This is a genomic window from Bacillus sp. UMB0728 (assembly GCF_002858875.1).
Lineage (GTDB): Bacteria > Bacillota > Bacilli > Bacillales > Cytobacillaceae > Bacillus_AB > Bacillus_AB infantis.
In genome coordinates, this window is sequence record NZ_PKLA01000003.1 from 715,411 (window position 1) to 732,732 (window position 17,322).

The following is a 17,322-nucleotide window of genomic DNA, read 5'->3' on the forward strand; positions in this document are numbered from 1 at the left end:
TGCATCAATTGAAAAACTAAATAAAACAGTCCCTTCGTCTTCAATGATATGAATGGCAGGCTTGCCATATAACAAGGAAGAAGAGGGACTGCTGAAAACCTCCGATATTTATTTGTCAGGACCGTGCAAGCATCCTTTCAAGGGCAAGCCTTGCATTGGAAGCAACAGGCTCCGAAACTGTGATCCTGTTCACAGCATTTCCTTCCGCCGCCATCTCAAGCGACCAGGTCAAATGCGGAAGGTCGATTCTGTTCATGGTCAGGCAGGGGCACATATTCGGGTTGAGTGAGATGATCTTTTTGTCCGGATGGGATTGAATGATCCTGTTCACAAGATTCATTTCAGTCCCGATTGCCCAATGGGTCCCCGGAGCTGATTTTTCGATTGCCTGGATGATGAAATTGGTTGATCCGGCCAAGTCAGAACGTTCGACTACCTCTCTCCGGCATTCAGGATGCACGATAATTTTCATGCCAGGAAAGTCTGCCCTGACCTGCTCGATGTTTGCCACTGTAAAGTTTTCGTGGACAGAGCAGTGACCTTTCCAAAGGATAACCTTTACTTCCTCCAGATTGCCTTCGTATTCAAGAATTTCAGAGATGGGATTCCAGACGGCCATTCTGTCAAGCGGGATAGCCAGATTGAAGGCTGTATTCCTCCCAAGATGCTGATCTGGCAGAAAAAGCAGCCTTTCTTTTTGTGTAAACGCCCACCCCACCATTTCTTCTGCATTCGACGAGGTAACGGTGGCCCCTCCATGTGCACCTACAAATGCTTTGATCGCGGCTGTTGAATTTACATAAGTCAGAGGCAGCATCGTATCGCCGAACATGGCAGACAGCCGGCTCCACGCTTTCTCAGTCTGGCGGATATCGGCCATATCAGCCATGGAACAGCCAGCCCTCATATCAGGCAGGTAGACCTTCTGATTTTCTGTAGTCAGGATATCCGCTGTCTCAGCCATAAAATGGACCCCGCAGAAGACAATATGCTCTGCGTCTTTATTCTCAGCAGAGAGCTGGGCAAGCTTCAGCGAATCTCCGGTAGCATCGGCAAATTGGATGACTTCATCTTTCTGATAATGATGTCCGGGGATGAAGAGCTTCTTTCCAAGCCTGCTTTTTACAGCCCGGACCCTTTCCTCAAGCTCTTCTGCTGGCATTGTTTTATATTTTTCCGGCAGCATCTTTGCCCCTTGCTCTGCTATCTCAAAAATATTCATCCTTTTACCCCCTGAAGCATTTTGACTTTCACACTGATATCCAGCGATTTGACAGAATGTGTGAGAAAACCGAGCGAGATATAATCAACATCTGTTTCCCCATAAGCGGCAAGTGTCTCCATCGTAATCCCGCCTGATGCCTCTGTTGTGATTCCTTCCGGGACGAGCGGCAGCCATTCCCGGATTTCTTTTGGTGACCGGTTGTCAAACATGATGACATCCGCCTTCACTTTAACCGCCTCAAGCACCTGTTCCTTCGTTTCTGTTTCAACCTCTATTTTCACCATGTGGCCAAGTCTCGACCTCACCGCTTCGACAGCATTAGAAATACTCCCTGCGAAGGAAATATGGTTATCCTTGATCATGACAGCATCATACAATCCATACCGGTGGTTAAAGCCTCCGCCTGTACGGACTGCATATTTCTCCAGCATCCTCAAACCCGGGGTCGTTTTTCTTGTATCCGTGATCCTCGTGCGGCTTCCGGCCATTAACTGTACGGCTTCATTTGTCCTTGTTGCAATCCCGCTCATCCGCTGCAGCAGATTCAGGATAACACGCTCCCCTTTCAGGAGGCTGTGAACCGGACCTCTCACCCTTGCAAGAGTCTGGCCGGCTCTTATCTGCCCGCCGTCCCTGGCGATTAAATCAATATCAATGCTGCTGTCCAGTAAAGGGAAGCCTGTCAAAAGGATATCAGCTCCGCAGAAAACGCCATCTTCCTTGGCCAAAAACACAATCTCCCCCTGCTCTTCTTCCCCAAATATTAATTCACTGCTCACGTCCCGGTCCCCGATGTCTTCAAGAAAAAATTGTTCAAGTAGCAGCCGCAGCTTTAATCTGTTCATTTTCCCCATCCTCTTCTTTTTGATCTTTCTGCTGGATTATTTGTACTCTCAGCCATTTCTGGTCATCCTCAAATGGAAAGTCGCTTCGGAAATGCCCTCCTCGGCTTTCGGTCCTTTTTAAGGCCGCTTCTGTGATGAGCCATGAGGCAATCAGCATGAAGATAACCTTCATATCCTCCCGGCGATACCCTTCAAGCGAAGCACTGACCCACTTTTCCGCTCCAAATCTCTGCAGCCATTCCCTTTGTGCAAGAAGGCCGGAGGCGGTCCGGACAATCCCGGCATTCATCATCATGCGCTCTTTTATTTCCCCGATATTGGGCAGGTATGGCAAAGGGCGGGAATCGTCTGTCTCTACGCTCCTGGATCCCGCCTCATTGGGCTGCACCCGACATGATAAGATATACCGGGCAAGCTGCCTTCCAAAATAAAGTCCTTCGAGCAAAGAATTGCTCGCCAGCCGGTTCGCCCCATGGACACCTGTACAGGCAGCCTCTCCTATGGCATAAAGGCCGCTGACTGACGTCCTGCCGTCCAGATCGGTCCTGATTCCGCCCATCAGGAAGTGGCTGCCGGGAATGACCGGCAAAAGCCCCCGTTCAAGGGATATCCCGTTTTGCCTGCACATCTCCGTTATTGTCGGGAACCGGGAAGCGAAATTCCCGATAGAGGTAATATCAAGAAAAATGTCAATTCCGCTATTTATATACTCGAAAATGGTTTGCGACACGATATGGCGCGGAGCCAGATCCTTCATAGGGTGGACGTTCTCCATGATCGCGCGGCCATCAGCTGTGACAAGCCTTGCGCCTTCCCCCCTCACAGCTTCAGAGATCAGGCCTGCGCCTTTTCCGCCGATTGACAATAATGTTGGATGAAATTGAATAAACTCCATATCTGCAACCTCTGCCCCAGCCCTGTATGCCAAGGCGATTCCGTCCCCCGTGACAGTTGCGGCGTTGGAGGTATAACTATACAGCTGGCCGCAGCCCCCTGTTGCCAGCACAATGTGATCTGCATAAAATTCAGCCTGTTTCCCATCCTGCCCTATGCCCCTCACCCCATAACAGCCGGAATCATTTGTCAGAAGATCATAGACAAAAAAGTCTTCAATGATCAAAGCTTTTTCATTTGTTTGTCCCAGTAAAAACCCTATCAGCTTTTTTCCTGTTGCATCGCCGCCTCCATGGACAATCCTTTTTTCCCGGTGTGCCCCTTCCATTCCCAGGAGAAGCTCGCCGGCTGTACTTCTGTCGAATGAACAGCCGGATGCAAGCAATTCATTGATCAATCCGGGGGCGGCTTCTGTCATACGCCTTGCTGCGTCCTCGTCATTATGCCAGCGGCCCGCTTCCAATGTATCTTTTAAGTGAAGAGAAGGGCTGTCCTTGCTGCCAAGAGCTGCCGCTATGCCGCCCTGGGCCATATAAGAATTGCTATCTGTCGCTTTAGATTTTGTGAAAATAATCACATTCATATCACGGCTGAGCTCCTTTGCCATTTGCAAAGCCGCCACACCGCTTCCAATGATAATCACATCGGTGCGATTTGCCATATTTTCTTCCTCCTGTTTTACAGGTGTCTTGACACCTATATTTACATAGAATTAAACTTATGACAAGTGATTTTTAATATTCATAGATTGGAAGCTGATTTACGATGAAATATTTTGATTATGCTGCGACGTCTCCATTAGATCAGGATGCGGCAAATGTATATGTAAAAGCGGCCGGGGAATATTTCGGCAATACAGGCAGCCTGCATGACACCGGCAGCCGGGCAGCTTCCCTTCTCGAAAGCTGCCGTTCCCAGCTGTCCCTCATGCTCGGTGCCGAGAAGGAAGGGATTTTTTTTACAAGCGGGGGAAGCGAGGGAAATTTCCTTGCCATCCATGCACTGCTTTCTGCTGCGGAAAAGAAAGGAAAGCACATCATAGCAGGCAAGGCAGAGCATTCTTCTGTCCACAGTACACTCAGGCGGCTTGAGGAAGAAGGCTGTGATATAACACTCCTGCCTTTTGATGAAAAAGGAAGAATAAGAATTTCCGACTTTGAAGCTGCTATAAGGGAAGATACAGTGCTGGCTGTCATTCAGCACAGCAATTCCGAGATCGGGACCATCCAGCCAATGATAGAAATAAGCGCACTTTGCCGGAATAATGGAATTCTGCTGCACAGCGATATGGTCCATTCTTTTGGAAAAATGGAGCTGGCCGGCATTCTTGGGCATGTCGACAGCCTTTCAATTTCTGCCCACAAATTTTACGGACCGAAAGGGGCTGGAGCTGTATACATCAGACCCGATCTTTCCTGGAAGCCTTATTATCCAGGCAGTTCGCATGAGAATGGTTTCAGGCCCGGCACTGTAAATGTCCCAGGGATAGCGGCTATGACAGAAGCCGCAGGCAAGGCATACAGCACCATGGCTGACTTTTCGGCGCTTGCTTACAGGCAGAGGAAAGAATTTCTTGGCGTGCTGAAAGAGGCGGACCTGCCTATTTCGGTATATGGTTCCGGCTTTTCCGGGGAGCAGCTTGCCTCTACGGTCGGGCTTGGGATCAGCGGGATTGAAGGACAATGGGTGATGCTTGAATGCAATCGGAGAGGATTTGCGATATCAACAGGAAGCGCCTGCCAGACAGGCATGCAGAATCCTTCCAAGACCATGCAGGCGATGGGGATAGAAGATGCTGCAGCAAAGGAATTTATCCGTATTTCCTTTGGGCGGGATTCTTCCTTTGAGGAAATCAGAGAACTTGGCAGCACAATTGCCGGCATCATCAGGGATTACAGCCGGCACAAGCCTGCCGCTGAATGATCGCTTTCAGGAAAATGCTGTGTTAAAATGGTTCATTATAAAAGGTGTTAGGAGAGTTTTGTATGAACGGACAGAAAAAAGTTCTGGGGGATGAACGGCGCTCTATGCTGCTGGATCTCCTGAAATCCCGCCAGGAGCCAGTCACAGGGAGCGAGCTTGCCAGAAAAGCGAATGTTAGCAGGCAGGTCATCGTCGGCGATATCACGCTTCTTAAGGCAAAGAATGAGCCGATCATTGCCACCAGCCAGGGATACCTCTATCTTCAGCAGGTTCCTCCCGCCCAGCTGTTCGAACGGACGGTCGCCTGCTCCCACTCTCCAGACAAGACAGAAGAGGAGCTGAATCTGCTTGTAGACCACGGGGCAACTGTTAAGGATGTGAAGATTGAGCATCCTGTGTATGGGGACCTCACAGCATCCATCATGGTTTCCAACCGGCGGGAAGTCAAACAGTTTTTGGAAAAAATCAGGAAAACCAATGCTTCCTTCCTCTCAGAGCTTACCGGAGGCTTTCACCTCCATACCATCACTGCTCCTTCTGAGGCAATTCTGGATGCTGCAGAACAGGCCCTTTCGGAAGCTGCTTTCCTCGTTGACCTTCCGTAGAGCGGATGTTCATCCTAATACGCAAAAAGGCCGGGCTTCAGCAGCCCGGCCTTTCTTTTAGTAATTAATGCGCATTGGACGCCTTATCCCTCGTTTTCCTGCCAATCTGGTAATACGGATAGCTTCCCAGTATTTTCACTCCGCATCCCAGCGCTTCCAGCTCTGCTACCGCTCCCGGTATCAGGATATCATCGGCTTCCATATCAATATCAATGATGAAAAAATAATTGCCAAGCCCCGTTTTCATCGGCCTTGATTCAATCTTGGTCAAATTCAGCTTTCTCCAGGCAAATGCAGATAAAACCTGATGAAGCGCACCTGCCCGGTCTGAGGGCAAGGTGGCCATAACGGTCGTTTTAAAGCCCAGCGCCTTTGTTCTATCAAGCTTGACAGGCTTTTTCGAAATAACAGCAAAGCGGGTGTGGTTATATTGAAAATCATGAATATTCCTTTTTACAATAACCAATCCATATTCCTCTGCCGCGAGTTCATTGGCAATGGCGGCTGCCTTCATTTCCGGATTCTCTTTCACAAATTGAGCGGCAGCAGCCGTCGAGGTCATATTTTCTGACGGGATGCCCCTCAAATCCTGGTGCAGGAATTTATGGCATTGGGCGATTGCATGTGAATGGCTGTAAATGATTTCAGTATCCTGCCACTCTTCTGCATGCTCCGGATGCACCATCAGATGCTGGCTGATTGGAGCCGTTATCTCCCCGCAGATCGGCAAATCCACTTCATGAACCAAATAATCCAGCGTAATATTGACAGATCCTTCAAGCGCATTCTCAATCGGAACAACCGCAAAGTCAATTTCTTCATTCAGGACCGCGTCCATGCAGCCTGGAATGGTGCGGTAAGGGATAGATTCCGTCTCCGGAAACATCGCCCTTACTGCCAAGTCAGTGAATGTAGCCTTTGGCCCAAGATAGCCTGCTTTCATAGTCAATACTCCTCCCAAACAAATCCACAGTCCCTTTTTATATACTTTAACACTTTACACTGTGTATGTCCTTAGTTTTCAAGATGGGAATGGATAAAACTCTACAAACCTGCAGGGGATGCCGCCCGGTTTTAAAAAAAGGCGCCGGGAATATGGCTATGCACCTGATCCCAGCACCTCTACTTTTTCAACAAATTCCAATTTTCTCAGCCTGGCCAAAAGCTCATCGATTTCAATTCCCATCCCGCTCGTATTGAGAGACATGGTGACATTCGCCCTGCTTTGCAGAGGGATGGTCTGATGAATCGTTAAAACATTGCAGCCTGAGGATGCAACAATCCCAAGCAGCTGAGATAATGTTCCTGACCTGTCCTCCAAATGGAAAAACAGGGTGATAAGCCGCTCTTTGATCACGGTATGAAAAGGGAAGACCGTATCCCGGTACTTATAGAAGGCACTTCTGCTCAAGTCGACCTTCTGGACAGCGTCCCACACCGATTCCGCTTTCCCTCTATCAATCATTTCCTTCGCTTCAAGCGTTTTTTTCATGGCTTCCGGAAGGACATCTTCACGGACCAAATAAAATTTCCTATCTGACTTATCCTGTCTCATTCCTTTCACCCCTTCGCGTAAAGCAGTGTCTATGTATGTAAAATTTTCCTTGAAAAAGCCATGAAGCCTGCGCCGGCCCATCACGGTTCCGGCGCAGCGGCTTTATATGCTATTCAACAAATTCAAATTCAAACTCAAGCAGCTTGATCGTGTCGCCATCCTTGGCTCCGCGTTCCCTCAGTGCCTCGTCCACGCCCATGCCCCTCAGCTGGCGCGCGAAACGGCGGACAGATTCTTCCCGTGAAAAATCGGTCATCTTGAACACTTTGATGACAGCATCGCCGGAAAGGACGAAGCTTCCGTCCGGATCCCTTGTGATTACAAACTCAGTCTGAGGCTTTTCATGCTTATAGACAACCCGGTTAATGCCATTATCCTCTTCTTCATCTTCCATGAGAGGGAATTCAGGCGTTTCCTCGATCTTGTCTGCAACAGCAAACAGCAGATCCCTGAGGCCCTGCCTTGTAAAAGCGGAGATCGGGAAAATCGGGTGATCATCAGTCAGCCTGCTCTTGAATTCCTTCAGATTTTCTTCAGCTTCCGGCATGTCCATTTTATTGGCTACAATGATCTGCGGACGCTCTGTCAGGCGAAGATTGTACTCTTTCAGCTCTTTATTGATTGTCAGGTAATCCTCATACGGATCCCGGCCTTCCACTGCTGCCATATCAATAACATGGACAATGACACGTGTCCTTTCGATATGGCGGAGGAACTGATGCCCCAGTCCAACGCCTGAGTGCGCCCCTTCAATCAGCCCGGGCAGGTCTGCCATTACAAAGCTTCTTCCATCTTCTGTTTCAACCATCCCTAAATTCGGGGCGATTGTTGTAAAATGGTACTCGGCAATCTTTGGCCTTGCTGAAGACACAACCGAAAGCAGGGTAGATTTCCCGACGCTTGGGAATCCGACAAGCCCGACATCAGCGAGAAGCTTCAGTTCGAGGACTACTTCCCGCTCCTGGCCAGGCTCGCCATGCTCTGACAGCTCCGGCGCAGGGTTGGCAGGAGTAGCGAATCTGGTATTGCCCCGCCCTCCGCGTCCGCCTTTTGCGATGATGGCCCTTTGCCCATGCTCAGTCAGATCTGCTATAACTTCTTTCGTATCCGCATCGGTCACAACCGTTCCCGGCGGAACCTTGATAATCATATCCTTTGAATTTCTGCCATGCTGATTTTTGGACATTCCATGTTCCCCGCGGGATGCTTTGAAATGGCGGTTATATCGGAAATCCATCAGGGTCCGCAGACCTTCTTCCACCTCAAACACAACATCTGCACCCTTGCCTCCGTCCCCGCCTGCAGGGCCGCCCTTAGGCACGTACTTTTCACGGCGGAAAGCAACCATCCCGTTGCCTCCGTCTCCGCCTTTCACATATATCTTCGTTTGATCGACAAACATATTAAAAACTCCTCCTGTCTGCTGTATGTACACAAAAATGCGAAGCTACAGCAGTAAAAATCTGCTTTGCCCTAAGCAAGGCTCAGCGTATCCCCTTCCGGGCGCACCCAGCTACTCCAATCCCCTGCTGAATGGCATAAACACTTCCAGGGCCAGCTCCTGCTCAGACAGCTCCTCCATCTTCATCCTGATGGCCTGGTGCTGCTCTCCCAGATAAGATCTGATCGATTCTCTCTCTGTTATTATTCCGCTAAAATCAAAAAACAAACGGATTCCATCCTCCTGAGGCTCTATCAATACCGATAAATGGTTATCATGAAAGGGTTTGACCGAATCGTCCAGCCTTGCAAAAAAGGACCTTGTCCAGCTCTCCAGGAACTGGTCATCCAGTTTTCTGCACTTGACATCATCCAGCACCTCATACTCAATCTGGAACGAATGGTTTTCCCAATTGTAGGTAAACAGCAGGGAGGCAAATTGGGGAATATTCAAGTTGGAAAGCTTTGCTTCATTCTGGGCTTCTACAACGATTTCATCGATGATTTCCTTGGCTCTGTCATATTTGCTTAGGGAAAGATTTCCTTTAATTAATTGTATTTTATTCATCCAGTCATGGCGTGCATGCCGCAAAACCTCAACTGTGCTCCAATCTTTTTCCATAAATGCACTCCTACACAATTATTAGTGTCATAAGATTGCCTGCTGATAGTATATCAAAAAAGAAGATGGGAGTAAGCAATTTCCTGTTAAAATTAAGAATTCAAGGCAGCCGGGCACAAGCCGGCGAACCGCGGAAAAGCCACGGCAGCCCGATGGGGGATCCATGCCCTTTCCGCGGTCCACGCTTGATCATCAGCCCTATCGCTGGAATCGCATCTAAAGGAAAAAAGAAAACTCTAACCTGTCGGTTAGAGTTTTCTGTGGTAAGCTTAAGCTTCTTGAGCAGCTGGATAAACGCTCACTTGCTTGCGGTCACGGCCTACACGCTCGAACTTGACAACTCCGTCCACTTTCGCGAAAAGAGTATCGTCGCCTCCGCGTCCAACGTTCACTCCAGGGTAGATCTTTGTACCGCGCTGACGGTAAAGGATAGAACCGCCGGATACGAATTGACCGTCTGCACGTTTAGCGCCAAGGCGCTTAGAGATTGAGTCACGGCCGTTCTTTGTAGAACCTACTCCTTTTTTAGAAGCGAAAAACTGAAGATCTAATCTTAGCATTTGTTTCACCTCCTATTTTTTGAAGGTTATTTTTATGTGCTTGCCATACTCACGCTCAATCGTCTCCAATGAAACAATCATGCCTTCCAGCAGAAGCTGGACTTTCTCTTGCGTCTCTTCAGGAAGATCCTGCGGAATGTCGCATCGGAGAAAGCCGCTGTCTCCCTGTTCGATGTCAGGCTCGACTCCTGTCAGCGCCATGATGCTGTTGATGGCACCGATGGACACTGCAGAAACGCCTGCACATACGATATCTTTGCCATGGTTGGCAAAAAGGGCATGCCCGCTCAATGAAAAAGACCTGACGCGGCCGGCTTCAGTACGAATAATCGTCGTATGGATCATACAACCAAACCTTATGCGTTGATCTTTTCGATTACAACTTTAGTGAACGGCTGACGATGACCTTGCTTTTTACGATAGTTTTTCTTCGCTTTGTATTTGAAGACAATGATCTTCTTTGCACGGCCTTGTTTTTCAACTTTAGCCGTTACAGTAGCGCCTTCAACTACAGGGCTTCCTACCTTTACATTGTCGCCGCCTACGAATAAAACTTTGTCAAAAGTAACTGTTTCGCCTTCTACAGTGTCCAGCTTTTCGATGAAGATAGCTTGGCCTTCTTCAACTTTGATCTGCTTTCCACCAGTTTCGATAATAGCGTACATGAACTGCACCTCCTTATAGACTAAGACTCGCCAATTGCAGGCGTTTTGCAAAAAGCAAAAACTTGAATACCTGCTCTGAGCGGTTGTAGCTTGGTGCGCTACAAACATAACATAAGAATACTATCATATATTCAGAGAGTGTGTCAATACATTATCCCGGTTTTAAATCAGGAAGCTTTATTGCTTTTTATGCTTTGCTTCAATTTCCTTCAGGCTTCCCAGCTGGCGGATTTCATAAAAAGGAATCCTGGAGTCTTCTGCAGCAAAAAAGAGCCTGAGGCCGCATGTTTCTTCCAGCCTTTTCCGGTGAATGCCCTGCTCGCCCGAAAAAACATCCAAAACATCTGCCGAAAGTCTGATGAGGGCGGCTTCATAATCGCTTCCCCGCTTTTCCCAAATTTCCCGCTCAAGCCGGAAGGCCGCTGTCTCTGCACTGACCATCCGCCCAGTCCCTTCACAGGCAGTACACTTGACCGTAAGCGATTCAGAAAGGGCAGCACGCGTCTTTTTCCTTGTAATCTGCAATATGCCTAGCGGAGTGAACCCGACGATCCTCGTCCTCCGCTCATCTTTGCGGAGCTCTTTTTCCATCATCCTTGAAATATGCTGCCGGTCTCTTTCCTCTTTCATATCAATGAAATCAATCAGAATCATGCCGCCGATGTCCCTGAGCCTGATCTGCCTTGCAGCCTCTGCCGCCGCCCATTCATTAGTCCTGAGAACCGTGTCGCGCAGATTTTCCCGGCCGGAGTATTTTCCTGTATTCACATCGATGACAGTCAGAGCCTCTGCTTCGTCAAAGATAAGATAGGCGCCGTTATCAAGCCAGACGATTTTTTTTAGCGCCCTATCGATTTCCTGGTCAAGATTATAGGCAGAGAAAATGCTTTCCTTATTATTGTAGTAACGGACTACAGACTCTGCCGCTGCTTTTTCCAGTTTCTGCTTTACAGCAAGGTCGTCAACCACCACCTCGCCGGCTCCAAGGCTGGCCATCTCAGCTGCCGCTTCCTCCAGGAAGGTTTCTTTTTCAGCAAGCTTTGCAGGCTTCTTTACCGAAGCAGCCTTTTTAGTAAGCTCACGGTGTTCTGCACGAAGCTCCTCCAGTTCTTTTTGGAAGTCTTCTTCAGATGCTCCTGCAGCAGAAGTACGGAAGATGAGCCCTTCTTCTTCTTCCTTCAGTTTCATCCCGAGCGTTCTCAGCTCTTCCCTTGCAGAGTCTTCCTCTATTTTCCTTGAAACGGCCACATACCGGCCAAAGGGCATATAAATCAGCTTTTCGCCCTGGAATTCAATGACATTGGTAAGCCGGGGACCTTTCGTGCCCGCCGCATCTTTTTCAACCTGTACAAGCAGTTTTTCACCTTCACGAACAAAAGAGGAGATTGATTTTTTGTCTTTCTTCTCTTTGTCTTCGGCTGAACGCACATATGATGCGAGCCTGTCGCGGTGCAGAAACCCGCTCTTTTCTTCCCCAATCTCAACGAAAGCAGCATTCATCCCAGGCAGCACCTTTGCGACCGTCCCGAGATAAATGCTGCCTACTGCGGATAGATTTTTCGGCTGGTCAATGATCAGCTTTTCCGGCTTGCCCGATTCATTCAGAACTGCATAACGTTTTTCCCTTGTTGCGTAATTGATGACTAATTTTTTCAACTTTATTCCCCGCTTTGATATATCTAAAAATCTTTGTCTATTATTATCAAGCTTTAATAGGCATAAAGCAAATCAGCCATTCGTGCTGTGGTAAGCTTTTCGGAAAAATAGGCATGAAGAAGCTCATTCTCATCAAGTGCTGCATGCTCCTTTCCATCCTTTTCCACAATAATCGGATGCTTGGTGCCGCGCTGGAAACGCTCAAGCACTTCGACAACCATCTCATCCTCTTTGACGATCAATGGCTTCAGTACTTTGAACTCATTCCGGTTTCCATAATACCGCTCAAGCAGGAATCTCATAAAAATAAACCGCCGCTGCTTCCATTCAAAATGCAGGGAAAAAAGCAGGAAGCCGAGCACAATCCAGACATTCGGATTAAGGGGCGCTGCCAGCAGCATAACCGCAGCAAAAATAAGGGCTGCCCCAAGTGAAATCCTTAAGGCCTGTTTGTGGGCATCTGGGAACGCCTTCTTTTGGGACAGGTATAAAAACAGCAGCTTCCCCCCATCAAGCGGCCAGATAGGCAGAAGATTGAAAATCAGAATCATGATATTATATTGAAAAAAAAGCTCAAACAGTGCCCCGTCCAGCACTGACATACTATAAAGAATGTAGGAAAGGGCAATCAGCCAGACATGCTGGAGAGGCCCGGCCAAAATAACGGCCGCTTCTTCCTTCAGCGGCCTGTTTCCATGCTCATCCATTTCGGCTACTCCGCCAAATGGAAGCAATGATATTCTTTTAATTCGCCATGAAAAGCGGGCTGCCGCCCAGGCATGACCCATTTCGTGCACAAAGACAATCAGGAGGAGCATCATCACCTCCTGAAAACGGGCCGTTGCCACTGCCAGCCCGATGACAGCCCACAGCAGGGGATGAATGTGGATATACCGGAATAGACTGAGCATTTTAGTCAAATTGCATCACCTGGATCGGATCGATAAAATCATCGCCTTGCTTTAGCGCAAAATAAAAAGATCCTTTGCCGCTCTCCGGCACTTCAGCTGCTGTTCCCACTGCGACACCTTTGCCGATATAATCATAAAGATTGACCTTGATCTCGCTCAAATTTCCATACCATGTCTCAGTTTTATCAGCATGCTGGACAATGACGGTTTTCCCGAATCCTTCTTTATTGCTGGCAAACTTAACAAGCCCCTCTTCTACTGATTCCACATTTGCATCGATTGCGACCTCAATCGTCACCCTCTGGCCTGTCTCATCGAACTCCTCAAGAATTTTGCCGGAGGCTGGGAGCGCATATTCCTGGGCGGGAGCTGACTCGTCCCTCTCCTTTTTTGAATCCGTAAAAGGCACCAGCGCCAAAGGCTCTCCGAACTGCTCTTCATACCATTCCGACACAGCGGCAAACTGAAAGTCAGTCTCCATCGTTTTGGCCACAAAGTTTTTGGCCGGCTCAAAGGCAGCTGACGGATTTTTGAAAAGGATGGCTGTGACCAGCACCAGGCATGCAGAGGCCAGCAGCTTAAAGAAGAATACTTCTTTTTTAAAAAGGGGATGCTCACCTTCTGGAGAGGTGCCTTCATAGGAAGGCATCTTTCCAAACCCGTGCTTTTCCTCCTCTTCTGCCCAGGGAAGCCTGTGCTGCAACTGTTTATTGATCCGTTCCTGGTCTTTTTTCCGTTTTTCGATTCTTTTGCGTATTTCATCTGCTCTTGAACGCATGATCTCCCCACCTGTCCCTAAACTGATTTGTACAAGTCTATGAGGGGTTTGGGGGGAGTATGACATTTTGGGGGAGAAAGAGGCGGAGAGATTGGGAGAATATCAACGATTGGGAACAGTTAAAAAAAGCAAACAAAAAAAGCCGGAGATTACCGACTTTTTTGACTGAAGACCAATCGTATTAAACAGATTTTTTGTTGCGCTTAAGTATGAGGCTGTTGATTTGCGTTCCAGGCACTTCGCTTTCCGCGGGGCGGCGCTGAGCCTCCTCGGAGCGAGCTCCTGTGGGGTCTCAGCTCTGCCGCTATTTCCCGCAGGAGTCTGCGTGCCTTGCACTCCAATCAACAGGATTTTTAAACTTTTACGGCACCAAAGTGCTAGGTCATAAGATCTCTAAGCAGATAGAATTTCTCAATTTAAAGCCCTTAATAACTTTGATACTCCTATTTTACTCCAAAAAATCTTTTCAGTTTGGTGAACATGCCTGTGTTTTCTTGTTCGAGCTGCTGGAGCGGAACGGCTTCGCCGAGGATGCGGCGGGCGATGTTGCGGTAGGCGACGGATGCTTTGCTGTTCGGGTTGAGTGCGATCGGTTCGCCGTGGTTGGATGCTTTGATGACTTCGTCGTCATCTGCCACGATCCCGATCAGGTCGATGGATAAATGGGCCGTGATTTCATCGACATCCAGCATATCGCCATTTTTCATCATATGGCTGCGGATCCTGTTGATGACAAGTTTGGGCGCTTCGACATTCTCTTCCTTTTCGAGCAGGCCGATGATCCTGTCGGCATCACGGACGGCTGAAACCTCGGGAGTCGTGACGACAATCGCCTTGTCTGCTCCGGCAACGGCATTCTTGTAGCCTTGTTCGATCCCTGCCGGACAATCGATAATGATATAATCATAGTCCTGCTTCAGCTCTTCTACCAGCTTTTTCATCTGTTCAGGATTTACAGCGGTTTTATCACTTGTCTGGGCAGCAGGAAGCAAATAAAGAAGATCTTCAAAGCGCTTGTCCTTCACAAGAGCCTGATGGACCTTGCAGCGGCCTTCAATGACATCCACCAGATCATAGATGATGCGGTTTTCAAGCCCCATCACCACGTCCAGGTTGCGCAGGCCGATATCTGTATCGATAAGGCAGACCCGCTTCCCCTGCAAAGCCAAAGCAGTTCCGATGTTGGCCGATGTAGTCGTTTTGCCGACACCGCCTTTGCCTGAAGTAATTACAATAGCTTCTCCCACACTAGTGTCCCCCTTCCAATCTCGTTAAGTTTGGTCTGAGATGCATTAAAACCTGCAATCTATCAACTATCATTTGTTCATTTTCATCTATGTAGGCACATTCCATTTCCCTCATGTCCTCGTCCTTGCTGTGATCAGGCGCCCGGTTGATGCAGTCGCTGATCCTTAGCTGGGAAGGCCTCATCATGCTTGCCGCTATGACTGCCTGCTTGTTTCCGTAGCAGCCGGCATGGGCAATTCCCTTTAAGCTGCCCATGATGAAAATGCTTCCTCCCGCCATGACAGTGCCGCCGGGATTCACATCCCCGATCAGGAGCAGGTCGCCAGGAACTTCAAGGACCTGCCCTGAGCGGATGATTTTTGCCACCGACATAATCTCATTTTCTTTCTTTTCCCTGTCCGCCTCTTCCTTAGTCAGAACATTTGAGCTGACAGAATCAACGACAAAGTTCTTCTTTGACCTGATCAAATCCTTCAGCTCTTCCTCCTGATCAGCGGTAAGATAGCGGTTTCCTGCCTGCACCCTTACAGACATAAGCGGACGGTCTACATTGGTTCTCGCGCTTTCGGAGAGCTTTCTATCAAGCTCCTTTTTCAGTTCCTCATAGGAACAGGAGTCGTCCAGATGAAGAGTCAGGCCGTCCTTTGTCCCTTTTATTGTCACATTCTGAGTTTTCTTCATTGCAAGATGTTCACCTCAATTAGAAAAACCTGGCATGTGCCAAGTCATTTCAGCCGGCTGGCCGGCTTTACATCCCCATCCGGAACAGCCATGCTGCTCCTTAAGAAGATTTGAGCCATGCGCCATACAAAAGATGTATGCCTTTTCTGCGGCTCCACATAATACAATTCGACATAAGCTCACAAAATCCTTTTTTCGCCTGTGCAGTTTTACATGCTGCCACAATATTTTTATCGGCTGCCCTCAAGCTTTTTCAATATCACTGGCCGTATTCATCAAGCTCGCGTGCGAACTTTTCGAAAAACTTCTTAAAAGGAAAGGATACCACAACGATGAAAGCAAGATTCAGCACAAGCGTCGGCAGCAGCCGCTGCTGCAGGAACACTGAAAACTCCATGTTTGTGCGGTGAATCAGGAAATTCATCTCGTACACACCCAGTTCCAGAAGCGCCAGTTCAAACAGAGTGATAAGGGCGACCACTGCAAGATTGGTATGCAGGATCCGGATGATTTTGGACGCAATATAGGCCAGCAGCGGCAGCATGAATAAATAGATGCCGATGATATCTGTATACACAATATCAAACAGCAGGCCGAAAATCAGTCCATAGATAATTCCATGTTTTTTACTGCCGTAGATGGTCAGGAAAATGATAATGACCGCCAGGAAATGCGGGACCATGATCCGTTTGCTGTTATACAATTCTGCAGACAGCAGCTGGACAAAAACGCTGTCCAGAACGAAAAAAAATAAAACGAGAAGAGGAAGAAGAAACCGTTTCATTCTCTATTCCTCCTCTTCTTCCAATATATCCAAATCAGGCTTCTCCATGGAAAGCTTTGCAACCATCACATGCTCGATATCATAAAAATCCGCACCAGGCTTTACATAAGCAGTCTGGTTCAATCCGAACTCATCAGGAACAACTTCTTCTACTACACCTACAGGCAATCCTGATGGAAAAACACCGCCAAGTCCTGAGGTAGAGACAATCTCTCCTTTTTCTACTTTGGCATCATACGGAATCCGTTTTAGCAAAAGAAGTTTCTTTTTAGTATCGTACCCTTCGATCGTCCCATAGATCTTTTCATTGATAACAGCCGAAATCCGGTTGGCAGGATCGGTGCTGCTGAGGAGCTGAACGCTGGCGGAAAGAGGGCTCGTATTTTTCACTTTGCCGATCAAGCCGCCGGCTGTTATAACAGCCATATCTTTTTCCAGACCATCTTTTTCGCCTTTATTGATGATCAGCGTCTCTTCCCAGCGGTCGGGATTCCTCGCAATCACAGTTGCCTGGATGGGCTTATATTTGCTTAAATCACCTTTTTTATCGAGTATCGTCTGCAGTTTTTCATTTTCATCCTTCAAGCGCTGGACATCGGCCTCAAGCATGGCAAGCTGATCAAGCCGGCCCTTCAATTCCTTGTTTTCTTCATATGTATTCTGCAAGTCTTTCACATTTTCGAAGAATCCGGCAACATAGCTTGCCGGCCGGGAAACGATGGTCTGTGCCCAGCTCGCTGTATCTTTCACAAATTGCTCTGCCCATGAAAGCTTTTCCCTTTCTTTCAGGGAAAATCCGATTAATGCCACCAGAATAATGATACTGACAAGCAGGATGATCAGGCGTTTATTCAGGAAAAACTGTGGCATGGTTCACACCTCTATTTCTTTAAAAAGAAGAGACTCCAGGATAAAAGCGAATGACTGCTT

At 48.2% G+C, this 17,322-nt stretch carries 19 protein-coding genes and 1 other annotated feature; of the genes, 2 read left to right on the forward strand and 17 right to left on the reverse strand.

Translation table 11 applies throughout. From position 1 onward, the window contains the following. Positions 1-115 precede the first annotated feature (115 nt). The 3 genes from nadA to nadB are packed head-to-tail and all read right to left on the reverse strand — an operon-like array spanning position 116 to position 3,625. Positions 116-1,222, reverse strand: a complete 1,107-nt coding sequence (nadA, locus tag CYJ37_RS14670) for a quinolinate synthase NadA (RefSeq protein ID WP_101550408.1) — start codon at positions 1,220-1,222, stop codon at positions 116-118. Further along, on the reverse strand, positions 1,219-2,070 hold the full coding sequence (nadC, locus tag CYJ37_RS14675) for a carboxylating nicotinate-nucleotide diphosphorylase (RefSeq protein ID WP_101550409.1): 852 nt from the start codon (positions 2,068-2,070) through the stop codon (positions 1,219-1,221). Before nadC ends, nadA begins: the two co-directional genes overlap by 4 nt. After that, positions 2,039-3,625 (reverse strand): L-aspartate oxidase, encoded by a 1,587-nt coding sequence (nadB, locus tag CYJ37_RS14680; RefSeq protein ID WP_022544231.1) that lies wholly within the window; start codon positions 3,623-3,625, stop codon positions 2,039-2,041. Before nadB ends, nadC begins: the two co-directional genes overlap by 32 nt. Positions 3,626-3,729: 104 nt before the next feature. Here nadB and CYJ37_RS14685 point away from each other — a divergent pair, with 104 nt between their 5' ends. Together CYJ37_RS14685 and CYJ37_RS14690 are read left to right on the forward strand one after the other, a co-directional pair. Beyond that, positions 3,730-4,887: an IscS subfamily cysteine desulfurase gene (locus CYJ37_RS14685; RefSeq protein ID WP_009796111.1), complete on the forward strand. Its 1,158-nt coding sequence runs from the start codon at positions 3,730-3,732 to the stop codon at positions 4,885-4,887. A 62-nt stretch (positions 4,888-4,949) separates the two neighbouring features. Continuing rightward, the gene (locus CYJ37_RS14690; protein ID WP_009796110.1) at positions 4,950-5,492 is read left to right on the forward strand and encodes a transcription repressor NadR; all 543 of its coding nucleotides are present in this window, start codon (positions 4,950-4,952) and stop codon (positions 5,490-5,492) included. A gap of 64 nt (positions 5,493-5,556) precedes the next feature. On the opposite strand, the gene pheA is transcribed toward CYJ37_RS14690, so the two are convergent. The 14 genes from pheA to mreC all read right to left on the reverse strand — a co-directional run bounded on the left by pheA (position 5,557) and on the right by mreC (position 17,262). Further along, positions 5,557-6,435, reverse strand: a complete 879-nt coding sequence (pheA, locus tag CYJ37_RS14695) for a prephenate dehydratase (protein ID WP_009796109.1) — start codon at positions 6,433-6,435, stop codon at positions 5,557-5,559. Positions 6,436-6,591: 156 nt separating this feature from the next. Then, complete coding sequence (locus CYJ37_RS14700) at positions 6,592-7,047, reverse strand: ACT domain-containing protein (protein ID WP_035403585.1); 456 nt, start codon at positions 7,045-7,047, stop codon at positions 6,592-6,594. A 109-nt stretch (positions 7,048-7,156) separates the two neighbouring features. Beyond that, positions 7,157-8,449, reverse strand: a complete 1,293-nt coding sequence (gene obgE, locus CYJ37_RS14705) for a GTPase ObgE (protein ID WP_094766974.1) — start codon at positions 8,447-8,449, stop codon at positions 7,157-7,159. A 111-nt stretch (positions 8,450-8,560) separates the two neighbouring features. After that, the gene (locus CYJ37_RS14710) at positions 8,561-9,109 is read right to left on the reverse strand and encodes a sporulation initiation phosphotransferase B (RefSeq protein ID WP_009796106.1); all 549 of its coding nucleotides are present in this window, start codon (positions 9,107-9,109) and stop codon (positions 8,561-8,563) included. Between the two features lie 269 nt (positions 9,110-9,378). Continuing rightward, a complete protein-coding gene (gene rpmA / locus CYJ37_RS14715) occupies positions 9,379-9,669 on the reverse strand; it encodes a 50S ribosomal protein L27 (RefSeq protein WP_009796105.1) in 291 nt (96 codons plus the stop codon). Between the two features lie 12 nt (positions 9,670-9,681). After that, positions 9,682-10,014, reverse strand: coding sequence for a ribosomal-processing cysteine protease Prp (locus tag CYJ37_RS14720; RefSeq protein ID WP_009796104.1), 333 nt, complete (start codon positions 10,012-10,014; stop codon positions 9,682-9,684). 11 nt (positions 10,015-10,025) lie between these two features. Then, entirely contained in the window at positions 10,026-10,334 is a 309-nt protein-coding gene (gene rplU / locus CYJ37_RS14725) for a 50S ribosomal protein L21 (RefSeq protein ID WP_009796103.1), read from the reverse strand. A gap of 13 nt (positions 10,335-10,347) precedes the next feature. Beyond that, positions 10,348-10,429, reverse strand: a sequence feature (ribosomal protein L21 leader region). Positions 10,430-10,511: 82 nt separating this feature from the next. Continuing rightward, positions 10,512-11,990 (reverse strand): Rne/Rng family ribonuclease, encoded by a 1,479-nt coding sequence (locus CYJ37_RS14730; RefSeq protein WP_101550411.1) that lies wholly within the window; start codon positions 11,988-11,990, stop codon positions 10,512-10,514. Positions 11,991-12,043: 53 nt separating this feature from the next. Beyond that, positions 12,044-12,910, reverse strand: coding sequence for a M50 family metallopeptidase (locus tag CYJ37_RS14735; RefSeq protein ID WP_101550413.1), 867 nt, complete (start codon positions 12,908-12,910; stop codon positions 12,044-12,046). Then, the gene (locus CYJ37_RS14740) at positions 12,903-13,679 is read right to left on the reverse strand and encodes a M23 family metallopeptidase (RefSeq protein ID WP_101550415.1); all 777 of its coding nucleotides are present in this window, start codon (positions 13,677-13,679) and stop codon (positions 12,903-12,905) included. Before CYJ37_RS14740 ends, CYJ37_RS14735 begins: the two co-directional genes overlap by 8 nt. 443 nt (positions 13,680-14,122) lie before the next feature. Continuing rightward, positions 14,123-14,926 carry a septum site-determining protein MinD gene (minD, locus tag CYJ37_RS14750; protein ID WP_094766970.1) on the reverse strand — a complete coding sequence of 268 codons (804 nt, stop codon included), beginning with the start codon at positions 14,924-14,926 and terminating at the stop codon, positions 14,123-14,125. Position 14,927: 1 nt separating this feature from the next. Continuing rightward, positions 14,928-15,608 carry a septum site-determining protein MinC gene (minC, locus tag CYJ37_RS14755; protein WP_094766969.1) on the reverse strand — a complete coding sequence of 227 codons (681 nt, stop codon included), beginning with the start codon at positions 15,606-15,608 and terminating at the stop codon, positions 14,928-14,930. Between the two features lie 259 nt (positions 15,609-15,867). Continuing rightward, the gene (gene mreD, locus CYJ37_RS14760; RefSeq protein WP_009796094.1) at positions 15,868-16,392 is read right to left on the reverse strand and encodes a rod shape-determining protein MreD; all 525 of its coding nucleotides are present in this window, start codon (positions 16,390-16,392) and stop codon (positions 15,868-15,870) included. Between the two features lie 3 nt (positions 16,393-16,395). Beyond that, positions 16,396-17,262 (reverse strand): rod shape-determining protein MreC, encoded by an 867-nt coding sequence (mreC, locus tag CYJ37_RS14765; RefSeq protein WP_101550419.1) that lies wholly within the window; start codon positions 17,260-17,262, stop codon positions 16,396-16,398. Positions 17,263-17,322: the final 60 nt, after the last annotated feature.

Coding starts and splice junctions, on each gene's coding strand:
- nadA (WP_101550408.1), bottom strand. CDS start 1,222: ATGAATATTTTTGAGATAGCAGAGCAAGGGGCAAAGATGCTGCCGGAA.
- nadC (WP_101550409.1), bottom strand. CDS start 2,070: ATGAACAGATTAAAGCTGCGGCTGCTACTTGAACAATTTTTTCTTGAA.
- nadB (WP_022544231.1), bottom strand. CDS start 3,625: ATGGCAAATCGCACCGATGTGATTATCATTGGAAGCGGTGTGGCGGCT.
- CYJ37_RS14685 (WP_009796111.1), top strand. CDS start 3,730: ATGAAATATTTTGATTATGCTGCGACGTCTCCATTAGATCAGGATGCG.
- CYJ37_RS14690 (WP_009796110.1), top strand. CDS start 4,950: ATGAACGGACAGAAAAAAGTTCTGGGGGATGAACGGCGCTCTATGCTG.
- pheA (WP_009796109.1), bottom strand. CDS start 6,435: ATGAAAGCAGGCTATCTTGGGCCAAAGGCTACATTCACTGACTTGGCA.
- CYJ37_RS14700 (WP_035403585.1), bottom strand. CDS start 7,047: ATGAGACAGGATAAGTCAGATAGGAAATTTTATTTGGTCCGTGAAGAT.
- obgE (WP_094766974.1), bottom strand. CDS start 8,449: ATGTTTGTCGATCAAACGAAGATATATGTGAAAGGCGGAGACGGAGGC.
- CYJ37_RS14710 (WP_009796106.1), bottom strand. CDS start 9,109: ATGGAAAAAGATTGGAGCACAGTTGAGGTTTTGCGGCATGCACGCCAT.
- rpmA (WP_009796105.1), bottom strand. CDS start 9,669: ATGCTAAGATTAGATCTTCAGTTTTTCGCTTCTAAAAAAGGAGTAGGT.
- CYJ37_RS14720 (WP_009796104.1), bottom strand. CDS start 10,014: ATGATCCATACGACGATTATTCGTACTGAAGCCGGCCGCGTCAGGTCT.
- rplU (WP_009796103.1), bottom strand. CDS start 10,334: ATGTACGCTATTATCGAAACTGGTGGAAAGCAGATCAAAGTTGAAGAA.
- CYJ37_RS14740 (WP_101550415.1), bottom strand. CDS start 13,679: ATGCGTTCAAGAGCAGATGAAATACGCAAAAGAATCGAAAAACGGAAA.
- minC (WP_094766969.1), bottom strand. CDS start 15,608: ATGAAGAAAACTCAGAATGTGACAATAAAAGGGACAAAGGACGGCCTG.
- mreD (WP_009796094.1), bottom strand. CDS start 16,392: ATGAAACGGTTTCTTCTTCCTCTTCTCGTTTTATTTTTTTTCGTTCTG.
- mreC (WP_101550419.1), bottom strand. CDS start 17,262: ATGCCACAGTTTTTCCTGAATAAACGCCTGATCATCCTGCTTGTCAGT.